This window comes from Thermosynechococcus sp. B3 (genome assembly GCF_030323045.1).
GTDB lineage: Bacteria > Cyanobacteriota > Cyanobacteriia > Thermosynechococcales > Thermosynechococcaceae > Thermosynechococcus.
Window position 1 is genome coordinate 1,774,924 of sequence record NZ_CP097584.1, and the last position, 22,250, is coordinate 1,797,173.

Here is a 22,250-nt window from a genome sequence, read left to right on the forward strand (position 1 = left end):
GGAGTGTCAGCGACTTAGCCAACAATGGCCAAGATGTCTTTTTCCGAGAGGAGAACGTAGTCTTCGCCCGCTAGTTTCACTTCAGTACCGGCATATTTGGAGTACAGCACTTTGTCCCCCACTTTCACATCCATGGGCTGACGCTTGCCGTCTTCAGTGAGTTTGCCAGGACCGACGGCGGTCACTTCGCCCACTTGGGGTTTTTCACGGGCGTTGTCGGGCAGGAGGATGCCCCCTGCGGTACGTTCTTCACTTTCGCTGACTTTGACAAAAATGCGATCGCCCAAAGGCTTCACAGTTGAAACGCTTAGAGATACGGCTGCCATAGCGTACTGTTCTCCCAATTCTAAGAGTATGGATTGATAGCACTCACTGCACGGCTCATCGCGCAGTTTCTGGGGGGCAAGAGCATCACTTGCAATTGTTTAGCACTCTCACCCTTCGAGTGCTAATGTAGCGAGAGACGGTTGGCGATCGCAACTCCTGTTGCAGTACGGTTTTCCGAACGGAACTTTAGCTCTTTAGTCCCGTTGTGGCAATGCCGCGAATCAGTTGCCGCTGACCCAAGATAAACAAAATCATCACCGGCACAGTGGCAATCACCGCCGCCGCCATCATCAACGGCCAATCATTGGTGAACTGCTCCTGAAAATTGGCCAAGGAAAGCTGCACCGTGATCAGCTCTGGCTTGGTGGTAAAGACCAAGGGCTTAAAGAGATCATTCCACTCCCCAATGAAGGTGAAGATAAAGAGTGTGACCAAGGCCGGTCGGCTCAGGGGCAAGAGAATATGCCAGAGCACTTGCCAGCGATTGGCTCCATCCAAGAGGGCGGCCTCCTCAAGGGCAACGGGCAATGTGAGAAAAAACTGCCGCATCAAAAAGACGCCAAAGCCATTGGCCGCCGTCGGCAAGATCAAGGCGCCATAGGTATTGATCAGATGACCCGCCTTGAGGATGAGGAAAATTGGGATTACCAAAAGTTGAAATGGGATCACTAGGGTTGCCAGCATCAGCAGCAACATCGTCTGTTGCCCCGGAAACGAAAGTCGCGCAAGGGCGTAACCCGCTAGGGCTGAGGTCACCAACTGGAGCGCCGTTACCGCCAAAGCCACAAACGTTGAGTTGGCAAAGGCCAAGATAAAGTGTCCCTGCTGCCATGCTGCCTGATAGCTCTGCCATGTCCAGCCTTGGGGTGGCAACAATTGGGTAGGTAGGGTTCCCGGTGGCCAGCCCGACGTACAGAGCACCACCAGTAGGGGGCTGAGAACCAGCAACGCCCCCAGTGTCAATACTAGGGTCAACCCCAAGGAGTGACCCCTGCCCAAGAGCCGTTTCAGCCCATCCACAACCTTCCGCTCCCCAAACAAAACCCTGCGCCCTTCGGAAAGCCAGCCTCTTGGCGAGGGCTGCATGTCCAATTCTCCCTCATCCCTGCTTTAACTGCCAGTGAGGTACATTCTCCTTCCCCCTTTCATAGAGATTTATCTGCCCCACTCAGGGGGTTGGGAGGGCGCTTGAGGACATCCTTGCAATCAAGATTTTGCTCAAGACGCTATCAAGGGAGCACTATACCACCCTTTGCGTCTCGCAAGAGAGTGTTTGACCACCCTCCTGAGGACTTGCTTATTCAAAGTGCTGCAGGCACAGAGACCGATTCCAAGACAAAGCTTTGAGTTTCCTCCCCAAGTTTGCATAGGAGACAAGCTGTGCCAGTTAGAGAAGTTGCAATTGTCCACCCTTGTGGAGTGTCCAGTAATGACTCATCTGTACAACCCAAATCCTGCTGTTATTTACCGCTGGGTGATGAGTTCTTGCCTTGTTGGTTTAGGATGTGCAACCCTGCACTTAGCTCCTGTAACTGCCCAAATTGCCGTCTATGAAGGGCGGCGTGTCACCGGGGATGTTACCATGACACTTCCCGACGGCAGCACCTACAAAGGGGAATTGCTCAATGGTCGTTTTAATGGCCAAGGTATCCTCACAATGGCCAATGGCAACCGCTATGAAGGGGAATTTCGCAATGGACGCTACCACGGTCAGGGGGTGCTCACCTATGCCGATGGGGGACGCTACGAAGGGGGTTTTGTGGATGGCATCTTCAATGGCAAGGGCACTCTCCAACTGGCCAATGGTCAACGCTACGAGGGCACGTTTCTCAATGGTCAATACCATGGGGAGGGGGTGCTCACCTTTCCCGACGGTACCCGCTATGAGGGGCAGTTTCTAGCGGGCAAGTATCATGGAACTGGAACGCTCTCCTTCGGAGATGGCACAAGCTATGCCGGACAGTTTCGCAATGGCTTATTTGAAGGACAGGGGGTCTTTACGCTACCGGATGGCTCCCGCATTGTGGCCACATGGCGCAATGGTCGCCGCGAACCCCGCTAATCTGCTTCAATCAGGCTGTGAGTGATCCGCTGACGGCGGCGCTAAGTCCCTACGCCCGCTTTGGGGTGCGCCTTGGCCTTGAACCCATCCAAGCGCTGCTGAGTGCTTTGGGGTCTCCCCAGTTACAGGTGCCCTTGATCCACGTTGCGGGGACAAATGGCAAAGGGTCGGTGTGTGCCTATTTGGATAGTGTTTTGCGGGCGGCGGGCTATCGCACGGGGCGTTATACTTCACCCCATCTGTTGAGTTGGTGTGAGCGGATTTGTGTCGATGGTGAACCCATTGCCCCTGAGGTCTTTTTGACCTTGATTCAACAAATTGAAGCGGTACTGCCACAGGTGGCTTATCCCCCCAGTCAGTTTGAAGTGATCACGGCGGCGGCATGGTTGTATTTTGCCCAGCAGCGGGTGGATGTGGCGGTGATAGAGGTGGGCTTGGGGGGGCGCTTGGACGCGACCAATGTATGTCAGCCCCCTTTGGTGAGTGTGATTACCTCCATCGGTTGGGATCATTGGCAGCGGTTGGGCAATACCTTGGGGGCGATCGCTGGCGAAAAAGCAGGTATTCTCAAGCCGGGCGTGCCAGCCGTCATTGGCCCTGTTCCCCCCGAGGCAGAGGCGGTGATTGCGCAGCGTTTGGAAGCTTTGGGGTGCCCAGCGATCTGGCCAGAACCAGCGCAGTGGTGTGCAAAGCGGCCGGGATGGGCGATTTGGAGGGGGATGGAGTACCCCTTGCCCTTGGCTGGAGAAATGCAGTTGGTCAATTCAGCGATCGCGATCGCCACGCTACAACAGTTACAATCTCAAGGCTGGCAGATTTCCCGAGAAGCGATTCAACAGGGAATGGCGCAAACCCGCTGGCCGGGACGACTGCAATGGTTACAGTGGCAAGGGCGCAAACTGCTCATTGATGGTGCCCACAATGCTCCTGCCGCCGCCTACCTACGGCAATACGTGGATCAACTGGGCTGGACAGAGGTGACATGGGTGGTGGGGATGCTCGCCAATAAGGATCATGAGGGGATTCTCAAACATCTCCTGCGAGGGGGCGATCGCCTGTGGTTGGTACCCGTACCGGATCACGCTAGCGCTGACTTAGAGGACTTGAAGGCACTTGCCTACACCTGTTGCCCTGAGTTAGGGGAATGCCGTCTTTTTAAGGAGGTGACTGAGGCACTCGATAGGGCAGGCGATCGCTGTGTGGTCTGTGGCTCCCTTTACTTAATTGCTGGCGTTTTGGGGGCGATCGCAAGCAAAGGTTCTCAAGCAACTAGACTTTGACGCTCATCCCGCTAACGCTAGGCGTATAGCAGGAGATTCCCCGTTCACAGAGTCTTGACTAGATGACCCGAAAGTCATCCCCGCCAGAACCTCTCTAGGGGCACTCATGCCAACGGATTGATAAGGAGACACTTATTTCTACGGCACAGAGCCAAACGATTTCCTCAAAGCCCATGCCCATGACTTTGTGCCCCAAGGGCAAATTCTCTCCCTCGCCGAAGGGGAAGGGCGTAATGCCGTCTATCTTGCTCAAGAACGGGGAGTTTCCATTACTACCTATCACTGCGATCTGCGGGATGTTGACCTTGGTGAAAATGCGTGGGATGGGATTATTGTTATTTTTTGCCATCTGCCACCGGAGCGGAACGGTAAAATCAAGGTAACGTTGTCCTATTGCTATGCCGCCGCGACGCACCCGTAGCCAAGTCATTATTCTCGATGCCCTTAGAGCCAGTGGCCGAGCGCTCTCGGCACAGGAACTATTTTTGGAACTACGGCAGCGGCAAACTCCCCTAGGACTGGCAACGGTTTATCGCACCCTCGATAGTCTGCGCATCAATGGTGAGGTGCAAGCACGGGCGTTGCCCAGTGGCGAATTGGTCTATAGCCTCGTGCAGCAGGATCAACACTACCTCACCTGTTTGCACTGTGGGGCATCGATTCAGATTAACTGCTGCCCAGTCCAGCACTTAGAAGCTGAGCTACAACAGTCCTACCATTTTGAGATTTTCTACCATACCCTTGAGTTTTTCGGTCTTTGTGCCAAGTGCCAAGTGATGGCGCAGCGCTGAAGCGGTATTCTGGATCAGGCGCGTCTTCGGAAAGTGGTGTGATTGAATTTGCCAACTGTACCTGGACACGGGCGATCGCCCAAGGCTGGGAAAATCCCTACCGCGTTCGCTATGCCAGCAATTTAGACGATGGCCCTTGGCATGGCATGCCGCTGGGGGGGTTTGGCGCAGGTTGCATTGGCCGTTCTTCTGCTGGGGATTTTAATTTCTGGCATATTGACGGCGGAGAGCACATTTTTGGCACCCTAGCGGCCTGTCAATTTAGTCTTTTTGAGCAGGGAGAGCAGACACAGGCCTATGCCCTAGGGACTCCCCCTAGCGATGGCCGCCTCAGCACTTGGCAATGGTATCCGGCTGGCAAAGGTATCTACGCTGCCCGCTATCCCCGCAGTTGGTTTGTCTATGAGGGGGTCTTTAAGGCTGAGATCACCTGCGAACAGTTTTCACCGATTCTGCCCCACAACTACCAAGAAACCAGTTACCCCGTGGCAGTGTTTCTGTGGACGTTTAGCAATCCCACGGATCAGCCCCTCACCCTCAGCTTGATGTTTTCATGGCAAAATACCGTCGGTTGGTTTCGCAATACCACCCCTTCCTCTGCCATTGAAATCCGCGATGATGGCAGCCCCGTCTATACCTACACGCCCCCTTGGGGTCAAAGTGACGGCAATTTTAATGAACTGATTCAAACAGAGTTCTACCAAGGTTGGCGACTGCGCCGTACGCCCCACCCGAACCCACCCCAAGAAGGCGATGGTGAATGGGCAGCATTGGTTCCCACAGGCCTTGGTGAGTTTTTTGGCTGTAGTCGCTGGCAGCCAGAGGGGGATGGGGCACAACTGTGGCAATCATTTTTGGGGGATGGTTCCCTACCAATTGTCAATGATCCAACCCCAGCGGCAGCGGGAGAACAGGTGGCCGCCGCCTTTGCGGTGCGCTTTGCCTTGGCACCTAGGGAAACAAAACAAATTCCCGTGGTCTTGGCGTGGGACTTTCCTGTGACTGAGTTTGGCAAGGGCGTGATCTATTACCGTCGCTACACGGATTTTTGCGATCGCAGTGGCACCAATGCTATCACCCTTGCCGCCCGTGGCCTAGAGCATTACAAGGAATGGCAACAGCAGATTCGCACTTGGCAAGCGCCAATTCTCACCCACCCCGATTGGCCCGACTGGTTCAAGATGGCTCTGTGCAATGAGCTATACGTCCTCAGTAGTGGTGGAACTCTTTGGAGTACCGCCAGCGATCGCGACCCCGTGGGGCAGTTCGCCGTTCTAGAATGCCTTGACTACCGCTGGTATGAAAGTCTGGATGTGCGGCTCTATGGCTCCTTTGCCCTGCTGCAACTGTGGCCAGAACTGGAAAAATCCGTAATGCGTGCCTTTGCGCGGGCGATTCCCACCGCTGATCCCACCCGGAGAATCATTGGCTACTTCTATCGCGGTGACCCCGAAACCGCCTACAAAGCCCCTCGCAAACTGGCCAATGCCGTGCCCCACGATCTCGGTGCGCCCAATGAGCATCCTTGGGAAAGGACGAACTACACTGCTTATCAGGACTGCAATCTTTGGAAGGATTTAGCTTCTGACTTTGTCCTTTTGGTCTATCGCGACTTTTTGTTTACTGGGCAGACGGATCTCGAGTTTGCGCGCGAGTGCTGGCCGGCAGTGGTGGCGGCCTTGGCCTATTTGAAACAATTTGATCGCGATGGCGATGGCCTGCCAGAAAATGGCGGTGCCCCGGATCAAACCTACGATGACTGGAAGCTACAGGGGGTCAGTGCCTACTGTGGTGGCTTGTGGTTGGCAGCCCTCGAGGCAGCGATCGCCCTCGGCACGATTCTCCAACAACCGCAGGTGGAGACCTACCGCCAGTGGCTCAAGCAAGCTCGCCCCCGCTACCATCAACTGCTGTGGAATGGCGAGTACTACCGTCTTGATACCGGCAGTGGTTCCGATGTGATCATGGCGGATCAGCTCTGTGGTCAGTTCTATGCCCAACTCTTGGGTTTGGCGGATATTGTGCCCCCAGACTGTTGCGATCGCGCCCTGCGAAAAATCTACGACACCTGTTTTCTCGAATTTCACAATGGCCAGTTGGGTGCCGCCAATGGTTTATTGCCCAATGGTCAACCCGAAAACCCCCACGCTACCCATCCCCTTGAAGTCTGGACAGGGATTAACTTTGGCTTGGCCGCTTTTTTGTGGCTGCGGGGTATGACCCGCGAAGCATGGCATTTAGCCGAAGTAGTTGTCCGCCAAGTCTACGACAATGGTTTGCAATTTCGTACACCGGAGGCGATTACGGCCAATGGGACGTTCCGTGCCTGTATGTATCTGCGACCCATGGCCATCTGGGCACTGGCTCTCGTCAGCCGGGGATCACGAGCCACCTAAAAGTTTTGTAATCTATTTTACATTGTTTCAATTTGTGAAGCCGCGACAATGGTGACCAATGGGCTGCCCGTCTATGATAGTGGGTAGCGCGTCAACAGCCACTTCTTTAGATAACCTATGGATAACCTCAGCCAACGTTACCTACGTCTGTGCCAAGCCTATAGCCAACTGGCAGAACGCTATACCAAACTCGATATTGACCACATGACGCTGCGGGAAAAGCTCGTCCCCTTTTTGATGGCCTTCAAATATTACAAGCAGATGAGTGAGCAACTCGTTGCTGAAAAAGAAGCCCTGCAGCGGGAACTCAACGACCTGCGCGATCGCTACCAGTTGCTGGTGAGTCAAAACGGCAATGCCCCCATCAATGAAGAACTGCTCAGTGCCCTTGCTGAAGCAGAGGAGCAGATGGGACTCATTGAAGAAACCCTCAAAGAACAGGAGGCTGACCCGGATCCCAACCTGCTTCCCATTGAAAAGCAATTGCTGGAAGAATATACAAAGGGGAGTGGTGATTTTCAAGCGCTGCTTCCACAATCGTCGAGTCACTCCGGGGTTACTGCCTAGATGCTCTGGCCAGCCAGTGAAGAATTTGCTGCCCTCTGTCGTACCCAATTAGAACTCGTTGTTAACAGCTTGGGTGCCTCTTCACTGGCGGTCTATCTGAGTGAAACCCTTAACGACTCCCCCTCATGGTCTCCCGTTGCTGTCTATCCAGAGGCGGCACCCCCCCTGAGCTTACCGTTTCCCCCAACCCTACCACCGCCAACGCAAGCAGCAGAGACCCCGTTAAGCCATCGCCCTCAACAGGTCGTCTCGTCCTTGGCCAATCAACTGATCCTGCCCCTGATGTACCAAAATTGGGTCTTGGGGGTACTGGTGGCGCAGCGGCAACACCGTCCTTGGCTGGCGGCAGAGCAGGCACAATTGCAACAGGTGGCGCAAACACTGGCGATCGCCTGCGTCTTGGATCAACGGCAACAATGGCTCAGCCACTCCCCTGCTAGCACACTGGATCAGCAGCAACAGCGCTTTGATGACCTGCTCCATCAACTGCGCAATCCCGTGGCCGCCATTCGCACCTTTGTCAAGCTCCTGCTCAAACGGTTGGAACCCGATCACCAGGGGCGCCCCCTCGCCGAAGGCATTGCCAAGGAAACAGAGCGGCTCATGGCATTGTTGGAGGACTATCGCCAACAGGGCAACGATATTCCCGTCCTCACGGGCAGCCAGCCCCTACCCCTTGCGGGTAAACCCCTCGATCTAGTTGAAACCCTCTCGCCGCTGATCACCGCCGCCCAAGCCCGTGCGGAAATGGAAGGCAAAACCTTTGTGGTCGAAATGCCACCCCAACTCCCCCCGATCTGGCTAGAGGAACGGGTGCTTCCGGAGGTGGTGGGGAATCTGCTAGACAATGCCTTTAAGTACACCCCCAAAGGCGGCACGATTGGTCTGCACTTGACCCCCACAGCTGCAGGTTTAGAGTTAACGGTTTGGGATACCGGCTGTGGAATTCCTCTGGAGGTGCAGCCGCGCCTCTTTGAACGGGGCTACCGCGGGATTCAAGCCGACAGTGGGATTGAGGGCAGTGGCCTTGGCTTAGCAATTGCTCAAGATCTGCTGCGTCCCTATGGTCTCAGTCTGCGGGTCACCAGTCCCTACGAGGGCGATCGCGGTACGGCCTTTACGTTGACAATTCCCTTGCCAATGAAGGTGGAACGATGAGTGCTCTGAAACAGCGCCTCGCCAAAATCAGCAGTCAGGGGCATCAATTCCTTGTGGCGATCTTTGCCCTACCCCTATTGATCTCCGCCACAACGGGAATCGCCCATCGTCTTGGACGCAGTTGGTTTGGGCTATCTAAAGACTTTGGGCGGGCGATGATGACCCTTCATGAAGGCCGCTATCTGGGGGAATGGGGCGTGCCGCTCTATGTATTGGTCATTGGTTTAGGCTTGCTGGGAATCATTGCCACGGGTTTGGGTCTCCTGTGGGGGCGATCGCTGCCTGCGCAGTGGTCAGCACGGCGGCTGCATCATCTTTTGGCTGCCATTGCAGCATTGCCCTTGCTCGTGAGTGCCACGACGGGAATAGCCTATCGCCTTGGCCGCAACTGGTTTGGCCTCTCCAAAGAACAGGCGGCGATTTTCCTGAGCCTGCATCAGGGAACCTATTGGGGCGAGGTGGGGCGTCCCTTCTATGTTCTTTTGGTGGGTCTGAGTTTGCTGACACTTCTGGCCACGGGACTCTCGATGCTGACTCTCCTGCGACGGCTGCCCCACTGGCGTCCTAGGGTGACCCCGGAGACCTAGCTGCGAAATGTTACAAACTATGAGCAGGCGTTGCCAAAGGTAAGCGCCTATGGAGTAATAAATACAGCACTTGATCGCGACTGTTATTCCACAAAGGAGTTGTTCATGGCGCTGACCGATACCCAAGTTTACGTTGCCCTTGTGATTGCGCTGCTGCCTGCGGTGTTGGCATTTCGGCTGTCCACTGAGTTGTACAAGTAGTTGCACCTGTTATCGCTAACTGGCTGCATAACGTCATTTCTCCAAACTAAAATTTATCAGGCGGTTCCCGATGTTGTTGCTAAGACAGGGGGGCTGCTTTTTTCTTTTTATACTGATAGACAACTCGCCGTTCATGGTTTAGTCATGGTTCACTCTCCTCGAAAAATTCCTGCGATCGCTTGGGAAGCGGGTGCCAAAATTGCAGTGAATCTGATCCTGCTCGCCTTTGCCCTAGGGGCGATCGCCAAGCTGGTGCCCTATCAACTCAGTCAACTGCAAAAGCTCCATGCCCTCGAAGCAGAAGTGGCGCAGCTGGAGGCACGAGTTAAGGAATTGCAACTGGAACAGGAGCGCGATCGCCAACCCCAAGCACGGCAGCGCATTGCCCAAGAGGAGGCCAATTTAATTGCTGCCAATCAGCGGCGGATCATCTGGGTACAACCTAAAAACCCCAAGCAAGAACCGGACTAAGCCCAGCCTAAAACAAGGCCAAGACTAAACCACAGACACCACAGAGGGCAGCACTGAGGGACGCATAGGTCATTTTCCGTTTTTGCCGCTTGTACTGCTGGCTAAGTTGATCCTCAACACTCAAGGAAATGATGAATTTTTGTCCCCGCTTTTGTGGCTTTTGCAGGCGGAGTATCCCCCCCTGATCCGAGGCCATGCCCACCACTGAAACAGGTTGCCCCAAGGGCAGCACCCACTCCTGATAGCGATAACCCAGCGTCGTCGTGCTACCAAACCGCCAATTCAATGACAAGAACCCCAAGGAGAAGGCAAAGGAATGGGGTTTATCCGCAGGCCGCAGTTCGTCTAAGACCTGCAGTGCTTCAATCTCAGCGCCGAGGGGGTTTACCTCAATTTCCCCCTGATGATCTCGCAGAAAAAATAGGGTTGACTGCTCATGGCGGCCAATAATTTCCGACTGGCGTTCTCGACGATTGTGGCGATCGCTCCCCTCTTTTTCATACTCACGGCTGATGATTGTTTTGTAATAAACACAGGGAATACGCTTCACTTCCGAGAGCAAGGGTTGAGACGTGGTGACTTGGCCAACCACCTGCACGTACTCGCGCCAACTGCCGCTACCGATTTCCTGAGCCACCTGTTGCTGGCATTGCTGTAACTCACGAATAGAGCTAGGGTTGGCCACCTTCATTGCCTTTAACTTCAGCCGATAATAGCCCTCAAGGGCAAAGAGAAAGGCCGACCCCGTTAAGCAAAGGTGAGCAATAACCCCCATGACTGGCGCTCAATTCCTCTCTGATGGTTTTAGAGAGAACTGTCTTAACTCAAGGATAATAAACCAATGGTGAGGCCAAAGAGACCATCAACAACGAGTGTACTTAAGACAGCGCCCATAAATCCCCACACGGGCAAGACAGCGGGATAGCCACGGCGAATCTGAGATTCAAAGAGGGGCAATAGACCAATGAGGAGTAAACTCAGGCTCAAGAGAACCCCCCACACCTGGCCACTAAAGGTTTGGGCTTGGGCGATCGCCTGCCCCAGCATCTCCTGAACGGAGATCAAATCTCCTTCGAGGTACATAATCGCACGCCAATGGGGAATCACATCAATGAGGTAAAAGTAGGCATCGGTGATGGCCGTGCCCAGAAAAGACCCCAAAAAAAAGAACACCCCCACCAGTTGCTGCCGCTGCCGTAGGTGCCAGAGCATGAGCGGAATGGGGAGCGCCTCAATGGGCAAATGCCACAGGGGTTCCCAGCGCAACCACCCCCAGTAGAGCGACCCTGCCCCCCAGCACCAGCTAAATCCATAGAGCATCTCCCCCCAATAGCGGCAGTGGGATTGACGCTGGAGATAGAAACTGAGGCCTAGAAGCAGCGGCGTCAGAGCCAAACTCAGCCAAGGCTGTGTCCGCACGAGGGGCGCTTCAATAAACACGGGAACCGACACCAAGAAGGCAGCAAAGCCAAAAAGGAACCAAGCCAGACGTGAGCCAAGGCGCAGCGCAGGAAAAACCGAGGGGGACGTAAGAGCAGTCAAGGGAATATCAGGAATTGTTAACTTTTATTTCTTTCCTTTAAGGTATCACAGGCTGGAACGTCGTGGTCGGGGCGATCGCCGAGGGGCTTTTGAACGCGCTTTGCGCCGCAGTGTTTCTGATAGATCAATAAAGGCATCCCGCTGCAAAATGGGGTAGGTGCCAATCCAGAGGCGATGGCGGGGCAGGAAAACTTCAGAAATCAGTTCAATCTCTGCCAGATCAGGACGACGGGAGAGAACCAGCATTTCCGCTGCATCGCCGGGGCGAATCCCTCGATGTTGACGCAGTAACTTGGCCTGCACTCTGGTTTCAAAGCCGGTTTTATCACCAATCTCCAGATTCAAGCAGCGTTCACGGTTCTCGATAATCACCAATTGCCCCTTGTCGTCAACGGTTTCCTCTTTACCGATTAGCTCTTCGGTGACATAGACATCCAAGACGCGCCCGCGCCAAAAACCCCCATAGGGAAACCGCCGATGGCGACGATTGCGAAATGAGGCCAACACTGCCGGTGCCCAGAGCCAATAGAGACCTGCAATCAGACCCAAAACCAGTTGGGTGCTATCCCCTAAAAAATTCAACCCAAAAGCAACAATGGCCACCGCTACCACAGAGAAGGTTAAGCGTCGTAGAAAGTCCTGAAGTTTGCCCCAAACATAGCGATACTGGGAACCCGTGGCCACCAGTGGCACCAATTGACGGACTTTTTCTTGGGTGAGGGGAATGAGCACAACCAGTTAGGGCGTAGGCGTTGTCTCCAGTGTATTCGTGGCGGGACGAGGCGGCTGGCGATCGCGCCACCAAGCAAGGAGGGTACTGGCAATAAAAATACTGGAGTAGGCTCCCGTCGTGAAACCAATGATCAGCGCTAGGGCAAAGTAGCGCAGCGTGTCGCCGCCAAAGATGAAGATGGTAATCAATGGCAGCAGGGTCGTTAGGGTGGTATTAATCGAGCGGCCAAGGGTTTGCACCACTGCCTGATCCACCACCTCTTTAATGCCGAGATCAGGGTAGAGCTTCAGGGTTTCTCGCACGCGATCGTAGATCACCACCGTATCGTTCACAGAAAAGCCAATGATGGTGAGCAGCGCCACAATGAAGAGACTGTCAATTTCCACCCCTGCCACGAGTCCCAAAATGGCAAACACCCCCGTGGTCACCAACACATCGTGGACAAGGGCGACAAGGGCAAAACAGGCATAGTCAAACTGAAAACGCAGCGTGAGATAGATCGTAATGCCAATAAACGACACTAAAAGCGCCAGCAACCCCGATCGCAGGATTTCTTCGCCAAGGGTAGGGCCAACGGTCTCAATCTGCGTTTTCTGGGGGTCAAAGTCACCAATTTTCTGCGTGAGGGCAGCACTGAGGCGAGTGCGCTGATCCACATCGAGGGGTACCGTCCGAATACTCACCCCGTACTGATCAATAATTTGCAGACTGCTGTTGCCTAGGCCTTGCTGATTAAGCACTTGACGCACCACATCAATATCAATCGGCTGAGAACAGGTCTGCATAGCGCTACAGGCCAGTTCAAATTGCAGCCGTGTGCCACCGATAAAATCCAAGCCCAAGCGCAGGGGACTTCCTAGGGACACCCAAGAGATGGCCATTGCCACAAGGCCACTGAGAATGACTACTAGGGATAAACCCCACCAGAGCGATCGCTGGCGATTGACACTAAAGCTCATCGAAAGCTCTCCAGTTTTGGACAGAACCAATTGGGCTTACGTAGACTGGGAATGCTAATGGCGTAAAACAAGAACGTGCGACTACAGGTGAGAGCCGTAAACATACTAATGCCAATGCCGATGGCAAGGGTCACAGCAAAACCGCGCACAAACCCTGTCCCCAAGGCAAAGAGGGCAGCACAGGCAATCAAGGTGGTGACATTGCTATCGAGAATACTGGCAAAGGCGCGATCGAACCCCGATTCAACGGCACGGTAGAGGGTTTTGCCTGCCCGTAACTCCTCGCGGGTGCGCTCAAAAATCAGCACATTGGCATCCACCGCCATACCAATACTGAGAATAAAGCCCGCAATCCCCGGCAGTGTCAGCGTCACCCCAAACAGCAGAAACGCTGCATAGGTAAAGATGGCGTAGAGAATCAGGGCAATGTCGGCAATCAATCCCGGCAGGCGGTAGTAGGCCACCATAAAGATCAGCACCAGCACCAAGCCCGCCAAACCGGCATAGAGGCTATCGCGAATGCTATCTTGACCCAGCGAAGCCCCCACCGTGCGGTTTTCCACCACCTCGAGGGGAACGGGCAGCGCCCCCCCTTGTAACTGAATGGCTAAATCATTGGCAGTTTGGGCAGTGAAGCCACCGGAAATCTCTGCACTGCCGCCAACAATCCCTGTTTCTGCATATTCCACCGCCACCGTTGGCGCACTAATCAGGCGATCGTCAAGAAAAATCCCCAGACTGCGCCCCGTGCCAGCAATCTCCTTGGTCAGTTGGGCAAAAAGTTCAGCCCCTTGGCTGTCAAAACGGACAATCACACTCCAGTTCGGGGATCCCGGAGCGACGGGACTGGCAAAGGCTTCCCTGAGCATTGCGCCTGTCAAATCCGAGGGCGTGAAGAGGCGGGCGATCGCCTGCTGGCTTTTTTCAAGGGATTCACGGTTTTTGGCCAGCTTTGCCTCAATCTCCTTCAGGGCATCAGGATGATTGGCATTTTGAGCCTGCTCCGCTAAGAGTTGCGCCTGTTCCAAGAGCAGTTGCGACTGAAGTTGCCGCTCAATTTGCAATTGAGCCTCTGTGCCCGGCTTCTGGGCGGCAAAGAGCAGTTGTGCCGTCCCCTTGAGAATCCGTTCCGCCTGCTGAGGATCGGTGACCCCCGGCAATTGCACCAAGAGCTTGTCATCCCCAGCAGTTTGCACCACAGCTTCGGCAACACCCAAGCCATCAATCCGCCGTTGCACCACCCCTTGCACTGCCGCCAGCACTTGGGGCGTAATTTGGGGCACCTTATCCGTTGTTTGCACCTGCAACGTCAGTTGGGCACCCCCCCGCAGATCTAAGCCCAGTCGAGCCGGTGTGCGCACAATGACCCACGTGGCGGCCATCAGCAACACCAAAATGGCAATCAGCCAGCCGCGATATTTTCCCATGGTTAAACCTGTCCCTGCACCAGCTTCTGCACGGCCGCTACAATTTGGGGCGGTTGCACAATTGTGAGATTCTCTAGGGTACCGTTGTAGGGGGTGGGAATATCTTGGGAGGAAAGGCGGATCACAGGGGCATCCAGTTCGTCAAAGTAGCGTTCCATGATCGAGGCTGAGAGTTCAGCACCAATGCCCCCCGTCTTCATACACTCTTCGACAATCACCACGCGATGGGTTTTGCGAATCGAGGCACCAATTGTCTCAAAGTCCAAAGGCTTTAGGGAAATCAGGTCAATCACTTCGGGGTCGTAGCCCTCTTTTTCAAGGGTTTTCACCGCTTGCAGCACATGGTGGCGCATCCGCGAGTAGGTCAAAATGGTAACATCTTCGCCACTGCGGACTATCTCAGCTTTATTGAGGGGCAGCAGGTATTCCTCTTCGGGGAGGTCTTCCTTGAGGTTGTACAGGAGCACATGCTCAAAGAACAGCACTGGGTTGGGATCGCGAATCGCCGATTTGAGCAAGCCCTTGGCGTTGTAGGGGGTTGAGCAGGCAACAATTTTTAATCCGGGGACTGCTTGAAAGTAGGCTTCAAGACGTTGCGAGTGCTCTGCCCCCAATTGCCGGCCAACACCGCCGGGACCGCGAATCACAATCGGGATTTTGAAGTTGCCGCCAGAGGTGTAGCGCAGCATGCCAGCATTGTTGGCGATTTGATTGAAGGCCAAGAGCAAAAAGCCCATGTTCATGCCCTCGACAATGGGACGCAAGCCGGTCATTGCTGCCCCGATCGCCATGCCGGTAAAGCTATTTTCAGCAATGGGGGTATCCAATAGACGCAGTTCACCATACTTTTTGTAGAGGTCTTTGGTGACTTTGTAGGAGCCGCCATAATGTCCCACATCTTCCCCCAGCACAAACACTGTGGGGTCACGCTCCATTTCTTCATCAATGGCAGCACGAAGGGCATTAAACATGAAGGTCTCGGCCATGGTTGCGCGGCATACACTCATTAAGGACTATTTCCTAGGGTAGTTGAAACTGCACCGCTTGCGATCATGCTTATCAGACTCATCATTAAACGCAATCTATTCTCAACTCCCCCTAAAACCTATTGAGCATAGACTAGAGATCAAGGGCACATTTACCGCCTAATGATTTTCGGAGTACCAAACATGACCACCTTGGCGCGATCGCTCCCCGCTGATACTCGCAGCTTTCAAACCATTCAAACCCACTTGCAGCAGGATCATGTCATTATTCTGCCCATGGCCACGGTCTATAGCTTTGTCGTCAACGGCACGAGTCCAAGGGCGATCGCAAAGCTGCGTCGTCTCAAGCACTTTAGTACGGAACAGCCCTTAGCCATTCTCACCCGGGGCGATCGCGCGGCTGAAGTGGCAGACCTCTCCCAAGAGGCAAAAACCCTGCTGGCTCACTTTCCCTACCCCGTTACTATGATTGTCAAGGGCAAGCCCCACCTAGACCCACAAATTATGCAGGGTTTTGATTGTGTCTATCTCGCTTGTCCCGATCGCTTTATCTACGATCTCGTGGGTGCCTTGCCCTTCTTTTTGGTGGCAGCAACGGTGAAAGTGGGGACGGAACTCATTGTCAGCTTTGAGGACGCCCAAAAATACTATGGCGAGCAAGTGCCGCTGATTGTGGATGGGGGGCGCTGTGCCTATGGACGGCGGGGAACCCTCGTGGACTTCACCCTTGAATACCCAACCATTATGAACTTTGGCCCTGTGTCTGTGGATGACTTGCGACCAATATTGCCCAACATTATTTTGCCGTCACATTTAATGAAATAGATATAATGATTGAGCATTTTCGCGTTAGGGGGGCGTCACTATTTCTCAGCATTGCCAGTCCCTACTGATTACGGGTGTGGATACCGCTGTGGGCAAAACGATGATCACGCGGGCACTGTGGTCTTACGCCCATCGCTATCGTCCTCAAGAACGCTGGGGCATTCTCAAACCAATGCAGAGCGGTACTGCGGTCGAAATCGGAGACGGTGACTACTACTGCCAAACTCTGCCCCTACAACAAACCGCCAGTGAAGTGTGTCCCCTCAGTTTTGCAGCACCCCTTGCGCCTCCCATTGCCGCCGAGTTGGAACAGCGCACGATTGATTTAGCCTCTGTGTGGCACACCTACCAGCAGCTTCAGCAGCGATTTGATTACCTTTTAGTGGAAGGGATTGGCGGTCTAGGGTCGCCCATGACTTGGGAGTGGACGGTGGCGGACTTGGCAGCCGCTTGGAAGTTGCCCATTGTCTTGGTGGCAACGGTGCGCTTGGGGGCGATCGCCCAAATTGTTGCCAATATTGCCCTTGCGCGGCAGTACAAGCTGGACATTCGCGGTCTGATTCTCAACTGTGTCACCCCCTGTAGCGACACGGATATTGCGCAGTGGACACCACCAGAATTTCTCAGCCGTTTTACCCAAGTGCCCGTGCTGGGGGTGCTGCCCTGTGGTCAACACTCCAATGAGGAGTTGGCGGAAATGGTCGCCGAATGGCCGCTGCATCTGCTTTGGCGTTGAGGACTGTGAGGCAAGAAATCATTTTGCGGCCGATCAAAGCGCATAATAAAAGTGACTTAGATTAATTGACACAACAGATCGCTGAACTGACCTATGCTAAAGCTCTATGGTGGTGCTAAATCCCGCGCCAGTATTGTTCGCTGGTATTTAGAAGAATTGGGAATTCCCTATGAATTTGTGCTGATGGATCTACAAGCCGGGGAGCAACATCAGCCCGACTTTCTCAAACTCAACCCCATGGGTAAAGTGCCTGTGATTGTTGATGGCGATGTCGTGCTCTGGGAATCGGGGGCGATTTTGCTTTATCTTGCCCAAGTTCACGGTGAATTACCCAAGGATGCGGCTGCCGCTGCCCAAGTTTATCAGTGGGTGCTGTTTGCCAATTCCACCTTGACACAGGCAATGTTTCCGCCTGAAACGCGCGATCGCCAGCTGCCGCGACTACTCAAAGGCATTGAGACCGCCCTCATGGGGCAATCCTACATTCTCGGCAATGACTTTTCCGTTGCCGATGTCGCCCTCGGGTCAGTGCTGGCCTATCTACAGATGCTCTTTCAGGTGGATTTGAGTCCCTATCCTGCAGTGGCGGACTACGTGGCTCGCTTGCAACAACGGCCTGCATTCCAGAAAGGCTTACTGGGGGCTGGGGTATGAATGTGATCTTTCGTGAGGTCGATCCCTTTGATTTATGGATTTGGGTGGAATTTGCCGCACCGCCTTCATCCGTTGAGCAGCAGTACCTTGAGGAAGTCTTTAACTCGTGGTTTTTCCTCGGGAAGCTGGGGGGATTCAATGCTGAGAATCTGCAAGTCCAGGAAACGGGGTTAGACCTCAGTCACCTAGAGTACGATCGCGCCCAGGCTGACAGTTCGATGATGGCCGTGATGCACAATATGGGCGAGTTTGAATACAACGATCGCTGGGCACGCTGCTGGTTTGACTTGGGCACCAGTGACGCTTTAGCCTTGGATGTTCTGATTAATGCCCTCAGCCAATTTAGTGAGGACTATGTACCCTTAAAAACGCTTGTCATTGGCGGTGACAACCCCGAATGGCCGATCGCCACCAGTGAACAGCGGGAAATGATTGAACAATCGGCGTGGAACTAAATGCGCGGCGTCTTGCCCTCGATGCCCTAGAACGGGTGGCCAAGGGAGCCTATGCCGATGTGGCACTTCATCAGGTGTTGCAGCAGCGGTCTCTCAAGGAAGGCGATCGCGCCCTGATCACTGAACTGGTCTATGGGACTATCCGCCAACAGCGCACCCTAGATACCCTTGTTCAGGGGTTTTGTCAGCAACTGCCGCCCTTGAAGGTACAGTTAGTGTTGCGCCTTGGCCTCTACCAACTGCGCTATCTGGATCGCGTTCCCCCCCATGCTGCCGTGGACACCAGCGTTGAACTGGTCAAAGAGATGGGTTTAGGCGGCTTTGCCAAGCTGGTGAATGGCGTTTTGCGCCGTTACACCCGTTCAACCTGCGATCCCCTTGAGGCTCTCATTGCTCCCCTGCCCTTGGTCTCCCAACTGGGGTGTCGCTATAGCTTTCCCGATGAGCTGATTGCATCTTGGTTGGAGCGTTTAGGACAAGAGGAATGCATTGCCCTCTGTCAGTGGTTTAATCAACCCCCTCGCCTCGATCTACGCCTCAATCCATTGCGGACAACGACTAACCAACTGATTGCTGACTTTGAGGCAGCAGGTTATAGCCTGAAACCGATTCCCGACTTGCCCCAAGGACTCGTCCTGCCCCACTGTGGCCAAGCTATGCCGGCACTCCCCGGCTATGTTGAAGGTCACTGGTCGGTTCAGGATCGGGCGGCGCAATGGGTGAGTCATCTGCTGGATCCGCAGCCCGGTGAGGTTGTCATTGATGCCTGTGCAGCACCGGGGGGCAAAACCACGCATATTGCTGAGTTGATGGCCGATCAAGGCCGCGTCATTGCCTGCGATCGCACCCCCAGTCGCCTGCGGAAGTTGGCGCAAAATCGCGATCGCCTCGGCCTGAAGAGCATTGAAATTCACACCCTTGATAGTGCGACGGCAGGGGATTTTGCAGCGATGGGCGATCGCGTTCTTTTAGATGTGCCCTGCTCCGGTACAGGTACCCTCCACCGCCATGCCGATAGCCGCTGGCAACCCCTGAGAACACGCTTGGCTGAACTAGTGCCCCTGCAAGCTCAACTCTTAGCCAATGTTTGCCACTGGGTGAAACCCCAAGGTCTGCTTGTCTATGCCACCTGTAGTCTAGAGCCAGCCGAAAATGAAGCCCAGATTCAGCACTTTCTGGCTCACCATCCCCAGTGGTACATTGAACCACCCCCCGCAGACTTTCCCCTAAAAGCAGCTCCCGCAGGCTGGATCACCGTCTGGCCGCAACGGGATGATATGGATGGCTTTTTTATGGTGCGGTTGCGACGCGGTAGCTAAGCCCCAAAGCCACCAGAATTAAAATACCTACCCCCATCAGGCCAGCGATTGGGTTGCCATTGATGCCGGTTAGCCACTCTGGCGCTACCCCCGTATAGCTCACCAATTTGCCCACGTTGACACCAAAATAAGCCCAGACCAAGCCACCGTGGAGTCCCATGGGAAAGCCCAATCGTCCGCTAAAGATCCATTTACTCAAACCAAGAATCCAGCCCAACAGTGCCAAGCCGAAAAACTGCGGCCATGTGGCCAAAATGACCTCCAAGGGATGCAGATAGTGCAACGCGGCAAAGATCAGGCCATTGAGCACCAAGGCAAACCATGGTTGGTACTCTAGCTCTAGCTCCTGCAACAGCCAGCCACGAAACAACAATTCCTCAGCAAAGCCCACAGCAACACCGGTGAGGACGCCATCCAACAGCAGCAGCCCAAAGCGATCCGGTAGCCCCTGCCAGCTTACCCAGCCCAAAAGTCCTTCGATGAGAAATAGCAGGGCAACCAAAAACACCCCCGCCAGCCAGCCCAGCAGGGCATCCCGCCCAAAGTTCCACCCCCCCTTAAGGCCATAAAACACTAGGGGCGATCGCTGTTGGTATACCCGCCGTCCCCAGACTCGCAGCAAGAGAATAAAGATGAGGTACAACAGCCCCATATTGACAAAGCTGGCAGCACCGCCCTTACCCCAAAGAAAATAGATACTCAGGCCGATGGGCAGCCACAGCAGCACCAGCGTTAGGGCAAAACTAAAGATGCGAATCCAGAAGGGGCGGCGGATCATTTGCCGCCAAAACTGAGCGAAAAGTGGCTTATTCAGTCGGTTCAATGGTACTCGTCAGCCCTGCCATTTTCAGGCCTTCACAATAAAATTCAGCATGCTCAAGGGCACAGGTGATCACCAAGGCCACCCCCGTCATGTGCGCCTCCATCATGATATCCACGGCTTGGGGTTGGGTGAGGCTCGGCACAGTCTTCAGCAATACCTCCACCACATACTCCATGGAATTGACATTGTCATTGTGAAGGAGCACACGATAGCGGGGCGCCAACTTGCGAACGGTTGCTGGTTTTTCAATGGTTTGCACTGACATTGTTGGCCATGCCTCCATTCAGTGGACATTCAGTATCAGGAATTCAGCAAATATGCTTAAGATTTTAGCAAACGGATCAAACTTGACCACTTGCCGATTCCGGACGCAACAGCGGGAAAGCAATCACATCACGAATACTGGGCGAATCCGTCAGCAACATCACCAAGCGGTCAATACCAATCCCTAGGCCTCCTGTGGGTGGCATTCCATGCTCTAGAGCTGTGAGGAAATCTTCATCAACACTGTGGGCTTCCAAATCCCCAGCCGCTTTGCGCCGTGCCTGTTCCTCCAAGCGTTGCCGTTGATCCAATGGATCCGTTAACTCCGAAAAACTATTGGCGTGTTCGCGACCAACGATAAATAATTCAAATCGCTCCACCAGTTCCGGTTGGCTGCGGTGGGGCTTGGCCAAGGGGGAAATCTCCACAGGATAGTCAAGAACAAAGGTGGGTTGAATCAATGTCGGTTCAACAGTCTGCTCAAACACTTCGTTAAGCACTCGGCCAATCGTGTCACAGGCGTCTAAGTCTTTTACCCCTGCTTTTTGGGCTGCTTTCTTCGCCGCTGCTAGATCGCACAATTGGCGAAAATCAATCCCAGTGGCTTGCAACACTGCATCGTGCATGGTCACCCGTCGCCATGGGGGCGTCAGATCAATCGTTTCCCCTTGATAAGTCATCTTGAGCGTACCCAACACCTCCATCGCTGCTGTGGTGATGATTGCCTCCGTCAGCGTCATCATATCGTTGTAGTCGGCGTAGGCCTGATAGACCTCAATGGACGTAAATTCAGGGTTGTGCTTGGTTGAGATGCCCTCATTGCGAAAGATGCGCCCCAGTTCATAGACCTTCTCAAAGCCACCGACAATCAGGCGCTTCAGGTGCAGTTCTGTGGCAATGCGCAAATAAAGCTGCATCTCCAGCGTGTTGTGATAGGTAATGAAAGGACGCGCCTCGGCTCCCCCGGCTTCCGTCTGTAGCACCGGCGTTTCAATTTCAATAAAGCCCTGCTCATTGAGGTAGCGACGAATGGCGGCAGTAATCAGCGCCCGCTTGCGGAAGGTATCGCGGACGTGGGGGTTGACAATGAGATCCACATAGCGCTGGCGATAGCGTTTTTCGACATCGGTGAGGCCGTGCCACTTGTCCGGCAGAGGCAGCAATGACTTCGTGAGCATGGTGTAGGATTCCACCACAACCGAGAGTTCACCCTTTTCTGTGCGCTTGAGGGTGCCCACAGCGCCAAGGATATCGCCGACATCCGTCAGGTGTTTCAAATCGGCAAAGGCGGCTTCCCCCATGCCTTGGCTAATGGTTTGCTTATCGAGGTAAAGCTGAATTGTGCCGCTGTCGTCCTGAAGTGTAAAAAAGGCCAGCTTGCCAAAGACGCGCCGCGCCATAATCCGACCGGCGACACTGACGCGATCGCCCACCGCTTCGCCAGCGGCCAAGTGAGCATATTTTTCTTGCAGAACTGCTGCAGTATGGGTGCGCTCCCAACGATAGGCATAGGGGTTCATGCCCTGTGCTTGCAGTGTTTTGGCTTTCTCAATCCGTGTTGCCCGAATTTCGGCTCCCGTTGCCCCCACGTCGGCCATATTGGTAGAAACTCTCCACGATTAGCAAACCTTAACCTTCTCATTGTACGCTCTGGAATCGGTACCAACGCTGCTAAAGGGGAATCGAG

25 protein-coding genes and 1 pseudogene are annotated in these 22,250 nt (G+C 54.2%); 15 read left to right on the forward strand and 11 right to left on the reverse strand.

Annotated elements, in window-relative coordinates; genetic code table 11:
- Positions 1-14: 14 nt before the first annotated feature.
- Positions 15-326: a co-chaperone GroES gene (groES, locus tag M0646_RS08795; RefSeq protein WP_149820030.1), complete on the reverse strand. Its 312-nt coding sequence runs from the start codon at positions 324-326 to the stop codon at positions 15-17.
- A 187-nt stretch (positions 327-513) separates the two neighbouring features.
- The gene (locus M0646_RS08800; RefSeq protein ID WP_226972052.1) at positions 514-1,338 is read right to left on the reverse strand and encodes a carbohydrate ABC transporter permease; all 825 of its coding nucleotides are present in this window, start codon (positions 1,336-1,338) and stop codon (positions 514-516) included.
- Between the two features lie 418 nt (positions 1,339-1,756).
- On the opposite strand from M0646_RS08800, the gene M0646_RS08805 reads away from it, so the two are divergent.
- The 10 genes and pseudogenes from M0646_RS08805 (at position 1,757) to M0646_RS08850 (ending at position 9,840) form a co-directional block, all read left to right on the forward strand.
- Positions 1,757-2,389 (forward strand): MORN repeat-containing protein, encoded by a 633-nt coding sequence (locus M0646_RS08805; RefSeq protein WP_206201218.1) that lies wholly within the window; start codon positions 1,757-1,759, stop codon positions 2,387-2,389.
- Positions 2,359-3,669: a folylpolyglutamate synthase/dihydrofolate synthase family protein gene (locus tag M0646_RS08810; protein WP_315863166.1), complete on the forward strand. Its 1,311-nt coding sequence runs from the start codon at positions 2,359-2,361 to the stop codon at positions 3,667-3,669. Before M0646_RS08805 ends, M0646_RS08810 begins: the two co-directional genes overlap by 31 nt.
- A gap of 133 nt (positions 3,670-3,802) precedes the next feature.
- Positions 3,803-4,024, forward strand: a pseudogene (locus M0646_RS08815) (SAM-dependent methyltransferase); the annotation flags it as partial.
- A 43-nt stretch (positions 4,025-4,067) separates the two neighbouring features.
- Positions 4,068-4,460 carry a Fur family transcriptional regulator gene (locus M0646_RS08820; protein WP_149820036.1) on the forward strand — a complete coding sequence of 131 codons (393 nt, stop codon included), beginning with the start codon at positions 4,068-4,070 and terminating at the stop codon, positions 4,458-4,460.
- Positions 4,436-6,856 carry a GH116 family glycosyl hydrolase gene (locus tag M0646_RS08825; RefSeq protein WP_286649544.1) on the forward strand — a complete coding sequence of 807 codons (2,421 nt, stop codon included), beginning with the start codon at positions 4,436-4,438 and terminating at the stop codon, positions 6,854-6,856. The genes M0646_RS08820 and M0646_RS08825 overlap by 25 nt, the downstream gene beginning before the upstream one ends.
- Before the next feature lie 117 nt (positions 6,857-6,973).
- Positions 6,974-7,423 carry a hypothetical protein gene (locus M0646_RS08830; protein ID WP_149820040.1) on the forward strand — a complete coding sequence of 150 codons (450 nt, stop codon included), beginning with the start codon at positions 6,974-6,976 and terminating at the stop codon, positions 7,421-7,423.
- The gene (locus tag M0646_RS08835) at positions 7,424-8,581 is read left to right on the forward strand and encodes a HAMP domain-containing sensor histidine kinase (RefSeq protein ID WP_149820042.1); all 1,158 of its coding nucleotides are present in this window, start codon (positions 7,424-7,426) and stop codon (positions 8,579-8,581) included.
- Positions 8,578-9,168, forward strand: a complete 591-nt coding sequence (locus M0646_RS08840; RefSeq protein ID WP_286649545.1) for a PepSY domain-containing protein — start codon at positions 8,578-8,580, stop codon at positions 9,166-9,168. Before M0646_RS08835 ends, M0646_RS08840 begins: the two co-directional genes overlap by 4 nt.
- 105 nt (positions 9,169-9,273) lie before the next feature.
- Positions 9,274-9,369 (forward strand): photosystem I reaction center subunit XII, encoded by a 96-nt coding sequence (psaM, locus tag M0646_RS08845; RefSeq protein ID WP_011056052.1) that lies wholly within the window; start codon positions 9,274-9,276, stop codon positions 9,367-9,369.
- A gap of 144 nt (positions 9,370-9,513) precedes the next feature.
- On the forward strand, positions 9,514-9,840 hold the full coding sequence (locus M0646_RS08850) for a hypothetical protein (RefSeq protein ID WP_149820046.1): 327 nt from the start codon (positions 9,514-9,516) through the stop codon (positions 9,838-9,840).
- Between the two features lie 7 nt (positions 9,841-9,847).
- On the opposite strand, the gene M0646_RS08855 is transcribed toward M0646_RS08850, so the two are convergent.
- Genes M0646_RS08855 through M0646_RS08880 form a run of 6 tightly spaced genes read right to left on the reverse strand, consistent with a single transcriptional unit; the run spans position 9,848 to position 15,487 of the window.
- Positions 9,848-10,615, reverse strand: coding sequence for an E3 ubiquitin ligase family protein (locus tag M0646_RS08855; RefSeq protein WP_149820048.1), 768 nt, complete (start codon positions 10,613-10,615; stop codon positions 9,848-9,850).
- A gap of 44 nt (positions 10,616-10,659) precedes the next feature.
- Positions 10,660-11,382 (reverse strand): DUF3120 domain-containing protein, encoded by a 723-nt coding sequence (locus M0646_RS08860; protein WP_286625395.1) that lies wholly within the window; start codon positions 11,380-11,382, stop codon positions 10,660-10,662.
- A gap of 45 nt (positions 11,383-11,427) precedes the next feature.
- Positions 11,428-12,114 (reverse strand): phosphate ABC transporter permease, encoded by a 687-nt coding sequence (locus M0646_RS08865; RefSeq protein ID WP_286625396.1) that lies wholly within the window; start codon positions 12,112-12,114, stop codon positions 11,428-11,430.
- A gap of 6 nt (positions 12,115-12,120) precedes the next feature.
- Positions 12,121-13,074, reverse strand: a complete 954-nt coding sequence (secF, locus tag M0646_RS08870) for a protein translocase subunit SecF (RefSeq protein WP_149820052.1) — start codon at positions 13,072-13,074, stop codon at positions 12,121-12,123.
- A complete protein-coding gene (secD, locus tag M0646_RS08875; protein ID WP_286649546.1) occupies positions 13,071-14,501 on the reverse strand; it encodes a protein translocase subunit SecD in 1,431 nt (476 codons plus the stop codon). Before secD ends, secF begins: the two co-directional genes overlap by 4 nt.
- A 2-nt stretch (positions 14,502-14,503) precedes the next feature.
- A complete protein-coding gene (locus M0646_RS08880) occupies positions 14,504-15,487 on the reverse strand; it encodes an alpha-ketoacid dehydrogenase subunit beta (RefSeq protein ID WP_286649997.1) in 984 nt (327 codons plus the stop codon).
- Positions 15,488-15,670: 183 nt separating this feature from the next.
- Between M0646_RS08880 and M0646_RS08885 the strand changes: the two genes are divergently transcribed.
- The 5 genes from M0646_RS08885 (at position 15,671) to M0646_RS08905 (ending at position 19,476) form a co-directional block, all read left to right on the forward strand.
- Positions 15,671-16,312, forward strand: a complete 642-nt coding sequence (locus M0646_RS08885) for an L-threonylcarbamoyladenylate synthase (RefSeq protein ID WP_149820056.1) — start codon at positions 15,671-15,673, stop codon at positions 16,310-16,312.
- Positions 16,313-16,412: 100 nt separating this feature from the next.
- Positions 16,413-17,048 (forward strand): dethiobiotin synthase, encoded by a 636-nt coding sequence (gene bioD, locus M0646_RS08890; protein WP_286649547.1) that lies wholly within the window; start codon positions 16,413-16,415, stop codon positions 17,046-17,048.
- A gap of 93 nt (positions 17,049-17,141) precedes the next feature.
- Positions 17,142-17,702 (forward strand): glutathione S-transferase family protein, encoded by a 561-nt coding sequence (locus M0646_RS08895; protein ID WP_206201204.1) that lies wholly within the window; start codon positions 17,142-17,144, stop codon positions 17,700-17,702.
- On the forward strand, positions 17,699-18,157 hold the full coding sequence (locus M0646_RS08900) for a DUF3531 family protein (protein WP_286649548.1): 459 nt from the start codon (positions 17,699-17,701) through the stop codon (positions 18,155-18,157). The genes M0646_RS08895 and M0646_RS08900 overlap by 4 nt, the downstream gene beginning before the upstream one ends.
- Positions 18,148-19,476, forward strand: a complete 1,329-nt coding sequence (locus M0646_RS08905) for a 16S rRNA (cytosine(967)-C(5))-methyltransferase (RefSeq protein ID WP_286649549.1) — start codon at positions 18,148-18,150, stop codon at positions 19,474-19,476. Before M0646_RS08900 ends, M0646_RS08905 begins: the two co-directional genes overlap by 10 nt.
- Here M0646_RS08905 and M0646_RS08910 read toward each other — a convergent pair.
- From M0646_RS08910 to lysS, 3 genes are all read right to left on the reverse strand, one after another.
- Positions 19,448-20,254 carry a CPBP family intramembrane glutamic endopeptidase gene (locus M0646_RS08910; RefSeq protein ID WP_149820066.1) on the reverse strand — a complete coding sequence of 269 codons (807 nt, stop codon included), beginning with the start codon at positions 20,252-20,254 and terminating at the stop codon, positions 19,448-19,450. The two genes, M0646_RS08905 and M0646_RS08910, sit on opposite strands and share 29 nt — an antisense overlap.
- Before the next feature lie 28 nt (positions 20,255-20,282).
- Positions 20,283-20,564, reverse strand: coding sequence for an ATP-dependent Clp protease adapter ClpS (gene clpS / locus M0646_RS08915; protein ID WP_149820068.1), 282 nt, complete (start codon positions 20,562-20,564; stop codon positions 20,283-20,285).
- 76 nt (positions 20,565-20,640) lie between these two features.
- A complete protein-coding gene (lysS, locus tag M0646_RS08920; RefSeq protein ID WP_286625405.1) occupies positions 20,641-22,161 on the reverse strand; it encodes a lysine--tRNA ligase in 1,521 nt (506 codons plus the stop codon).
- Positions 22,162-22,250 lie beyond the last annotated feature (89 nt).

What these genes read in the sequence shown, in the direction of transcription:
- M0646_RS08900 (WP_286649548.1), top strand. Translation starts at nt 17,699, where the DNA reads ATGAATGTGATCTTTCGTGAGGTCGATCCCTTTGATTTATGGATTTGG.
- M0646_RS08810 (WP_315863166.1), top strand. Translation starts at nt 2,359, where the DNA reads ATGGCGCAATGGTCGCCGCGAACCCCGCTAATCTGCTTCAATCAGGCT.
- secF (WP_149820052.1), bottom strand. Translation starts at nt 13,074, where the DNA reads ATGAGCTTTAGTGTCAATCGCCAGCGATCGCTCTGGTGGGGTTTATCC.
- M0646_RS08820 (WP_149820036.1), top strand. Translation starts at nt 4,068, where the DNA reads ATGCCGCCGCGACGCACCCGTAGCCAAGTCATTATTCTCGATGCCCTT.
- groES (WP_149820030.1), bottom strand. Translation starts at nt 326, where the DNA reads ATGGCAGCCGTATCTCTAAGCGTTTCAACTGTGAAGCCTTTGGGCGAT.
- M0646_RS08895 (WP_206201204.1), top strand. Translation starts at nt 17,142, where the DNA reads ATGCTAAAGCTCTATGGTGGTGCTAAATCCCGCGCCAGTATTGTTCGC.
- M0646_RS08880 (WP_286649997.1), bottom strand. Translation starts at nt 15,487, where the DNA reads ATGGCCGAGACCTTCATGTTTAATGCCCTTCGTGCTGCCATTGATGAA.
- lysS (WP_286625405.1), bottom strand. Translation starts at nt 22,161, where the DNA reads ATGGCCGACGTGGGGGCAACGGGAGCCGAAATTCGGGCAACACGGATT.
- M0646_RS08805 (WP_206201218.1), top strand. Translation starts at nt 1,757, where the DNA reads ATGACTCATCTGTACAACCCAAATCCTGCTGTTATTTACCGCTGGGTG.
- M0646_RS08840 (WP_286649545.1), top strand. Translation starts at nt 8,578, where the DNA reads ATGAGTGCTCTGAAACAGCGCCTCGCCAAAATCAGCAGTCAGGGGCAT.
- M0646_RS08835 (WP_149820042.1), top strand. Translation starts at nt 7,424, where the DNA reads ATGCTCTGGCCAGCCAGTGAAGAATTTGCTGCCCTCTGTCGTACCCAA.
- secD (WP_286649546.1), bottom strand. Translation starts at nt 14,501, where the DNA reads ATGGGAAAATATCGCGGCTGGCTGATTGCCATTTTGGTGTTGCTGATG.
- psaM (WP_011056052.1), top strand. Translation starts at nt 9,274, where the DNA reads ATGGCGCTGACCGATACCCAAGTTTACGTTGCCCTTGTGATTGCGCTG.
- M0646_RS08855 (WP_149820048.1), bottom strand. Translation starts at nt 10,615, where the DNA reads ATGGGGGTTATTGCTCACCTTTGCTTAACGGGGTCGGCCTTTCTCTTT.
- M0646_RS08850 (WP_149820046.1), top strand. Translation starts at nt 9,514, where the DNA reads ATGGTTCACTCTCCTCGAAAAATTCCTGCGATCGCTTGGGAAGCGGGT.
- M0646_RS08830 (WP_149820040.1), top strand. Translation starts at nt 6,974, where the DNA reads ATGGATAACCTCAGCCAACGTTACCTACGTCTGTGCCAAGCCTATAGC.
- bioD (WP_286649547.1), top strand. Translation starts at nt 16,413, where the DNA reads ATGATCACGCGGGCACTGTGGTCTTACGCCCATCGCTATCGTCCTCAA.
- M0646_RS08885 (WP_149820056.1), top strand. Translation starts at nt 15,671, where the DNA reads ATGACCACCTTGGCGCGATCGCTCCCCGCTGATACTCGCAGCTTTCAA.
- clpS (WP_149820068.1), bottom strand. Translation starts at nt 20,564, where the DNA reads ATGTCAGTGCAAACCATTGAAAAACCAGCAACCGTTCGCAAGTTGGCG.
- M0646_RS08910 (WP_149820066.1), bottom strand. Translation starts at nt 20,254, where the DNA reads ATGATCCGCCGCCCCTTCTGGATTCGCATCTTTAGTTTTGCCCTAACG.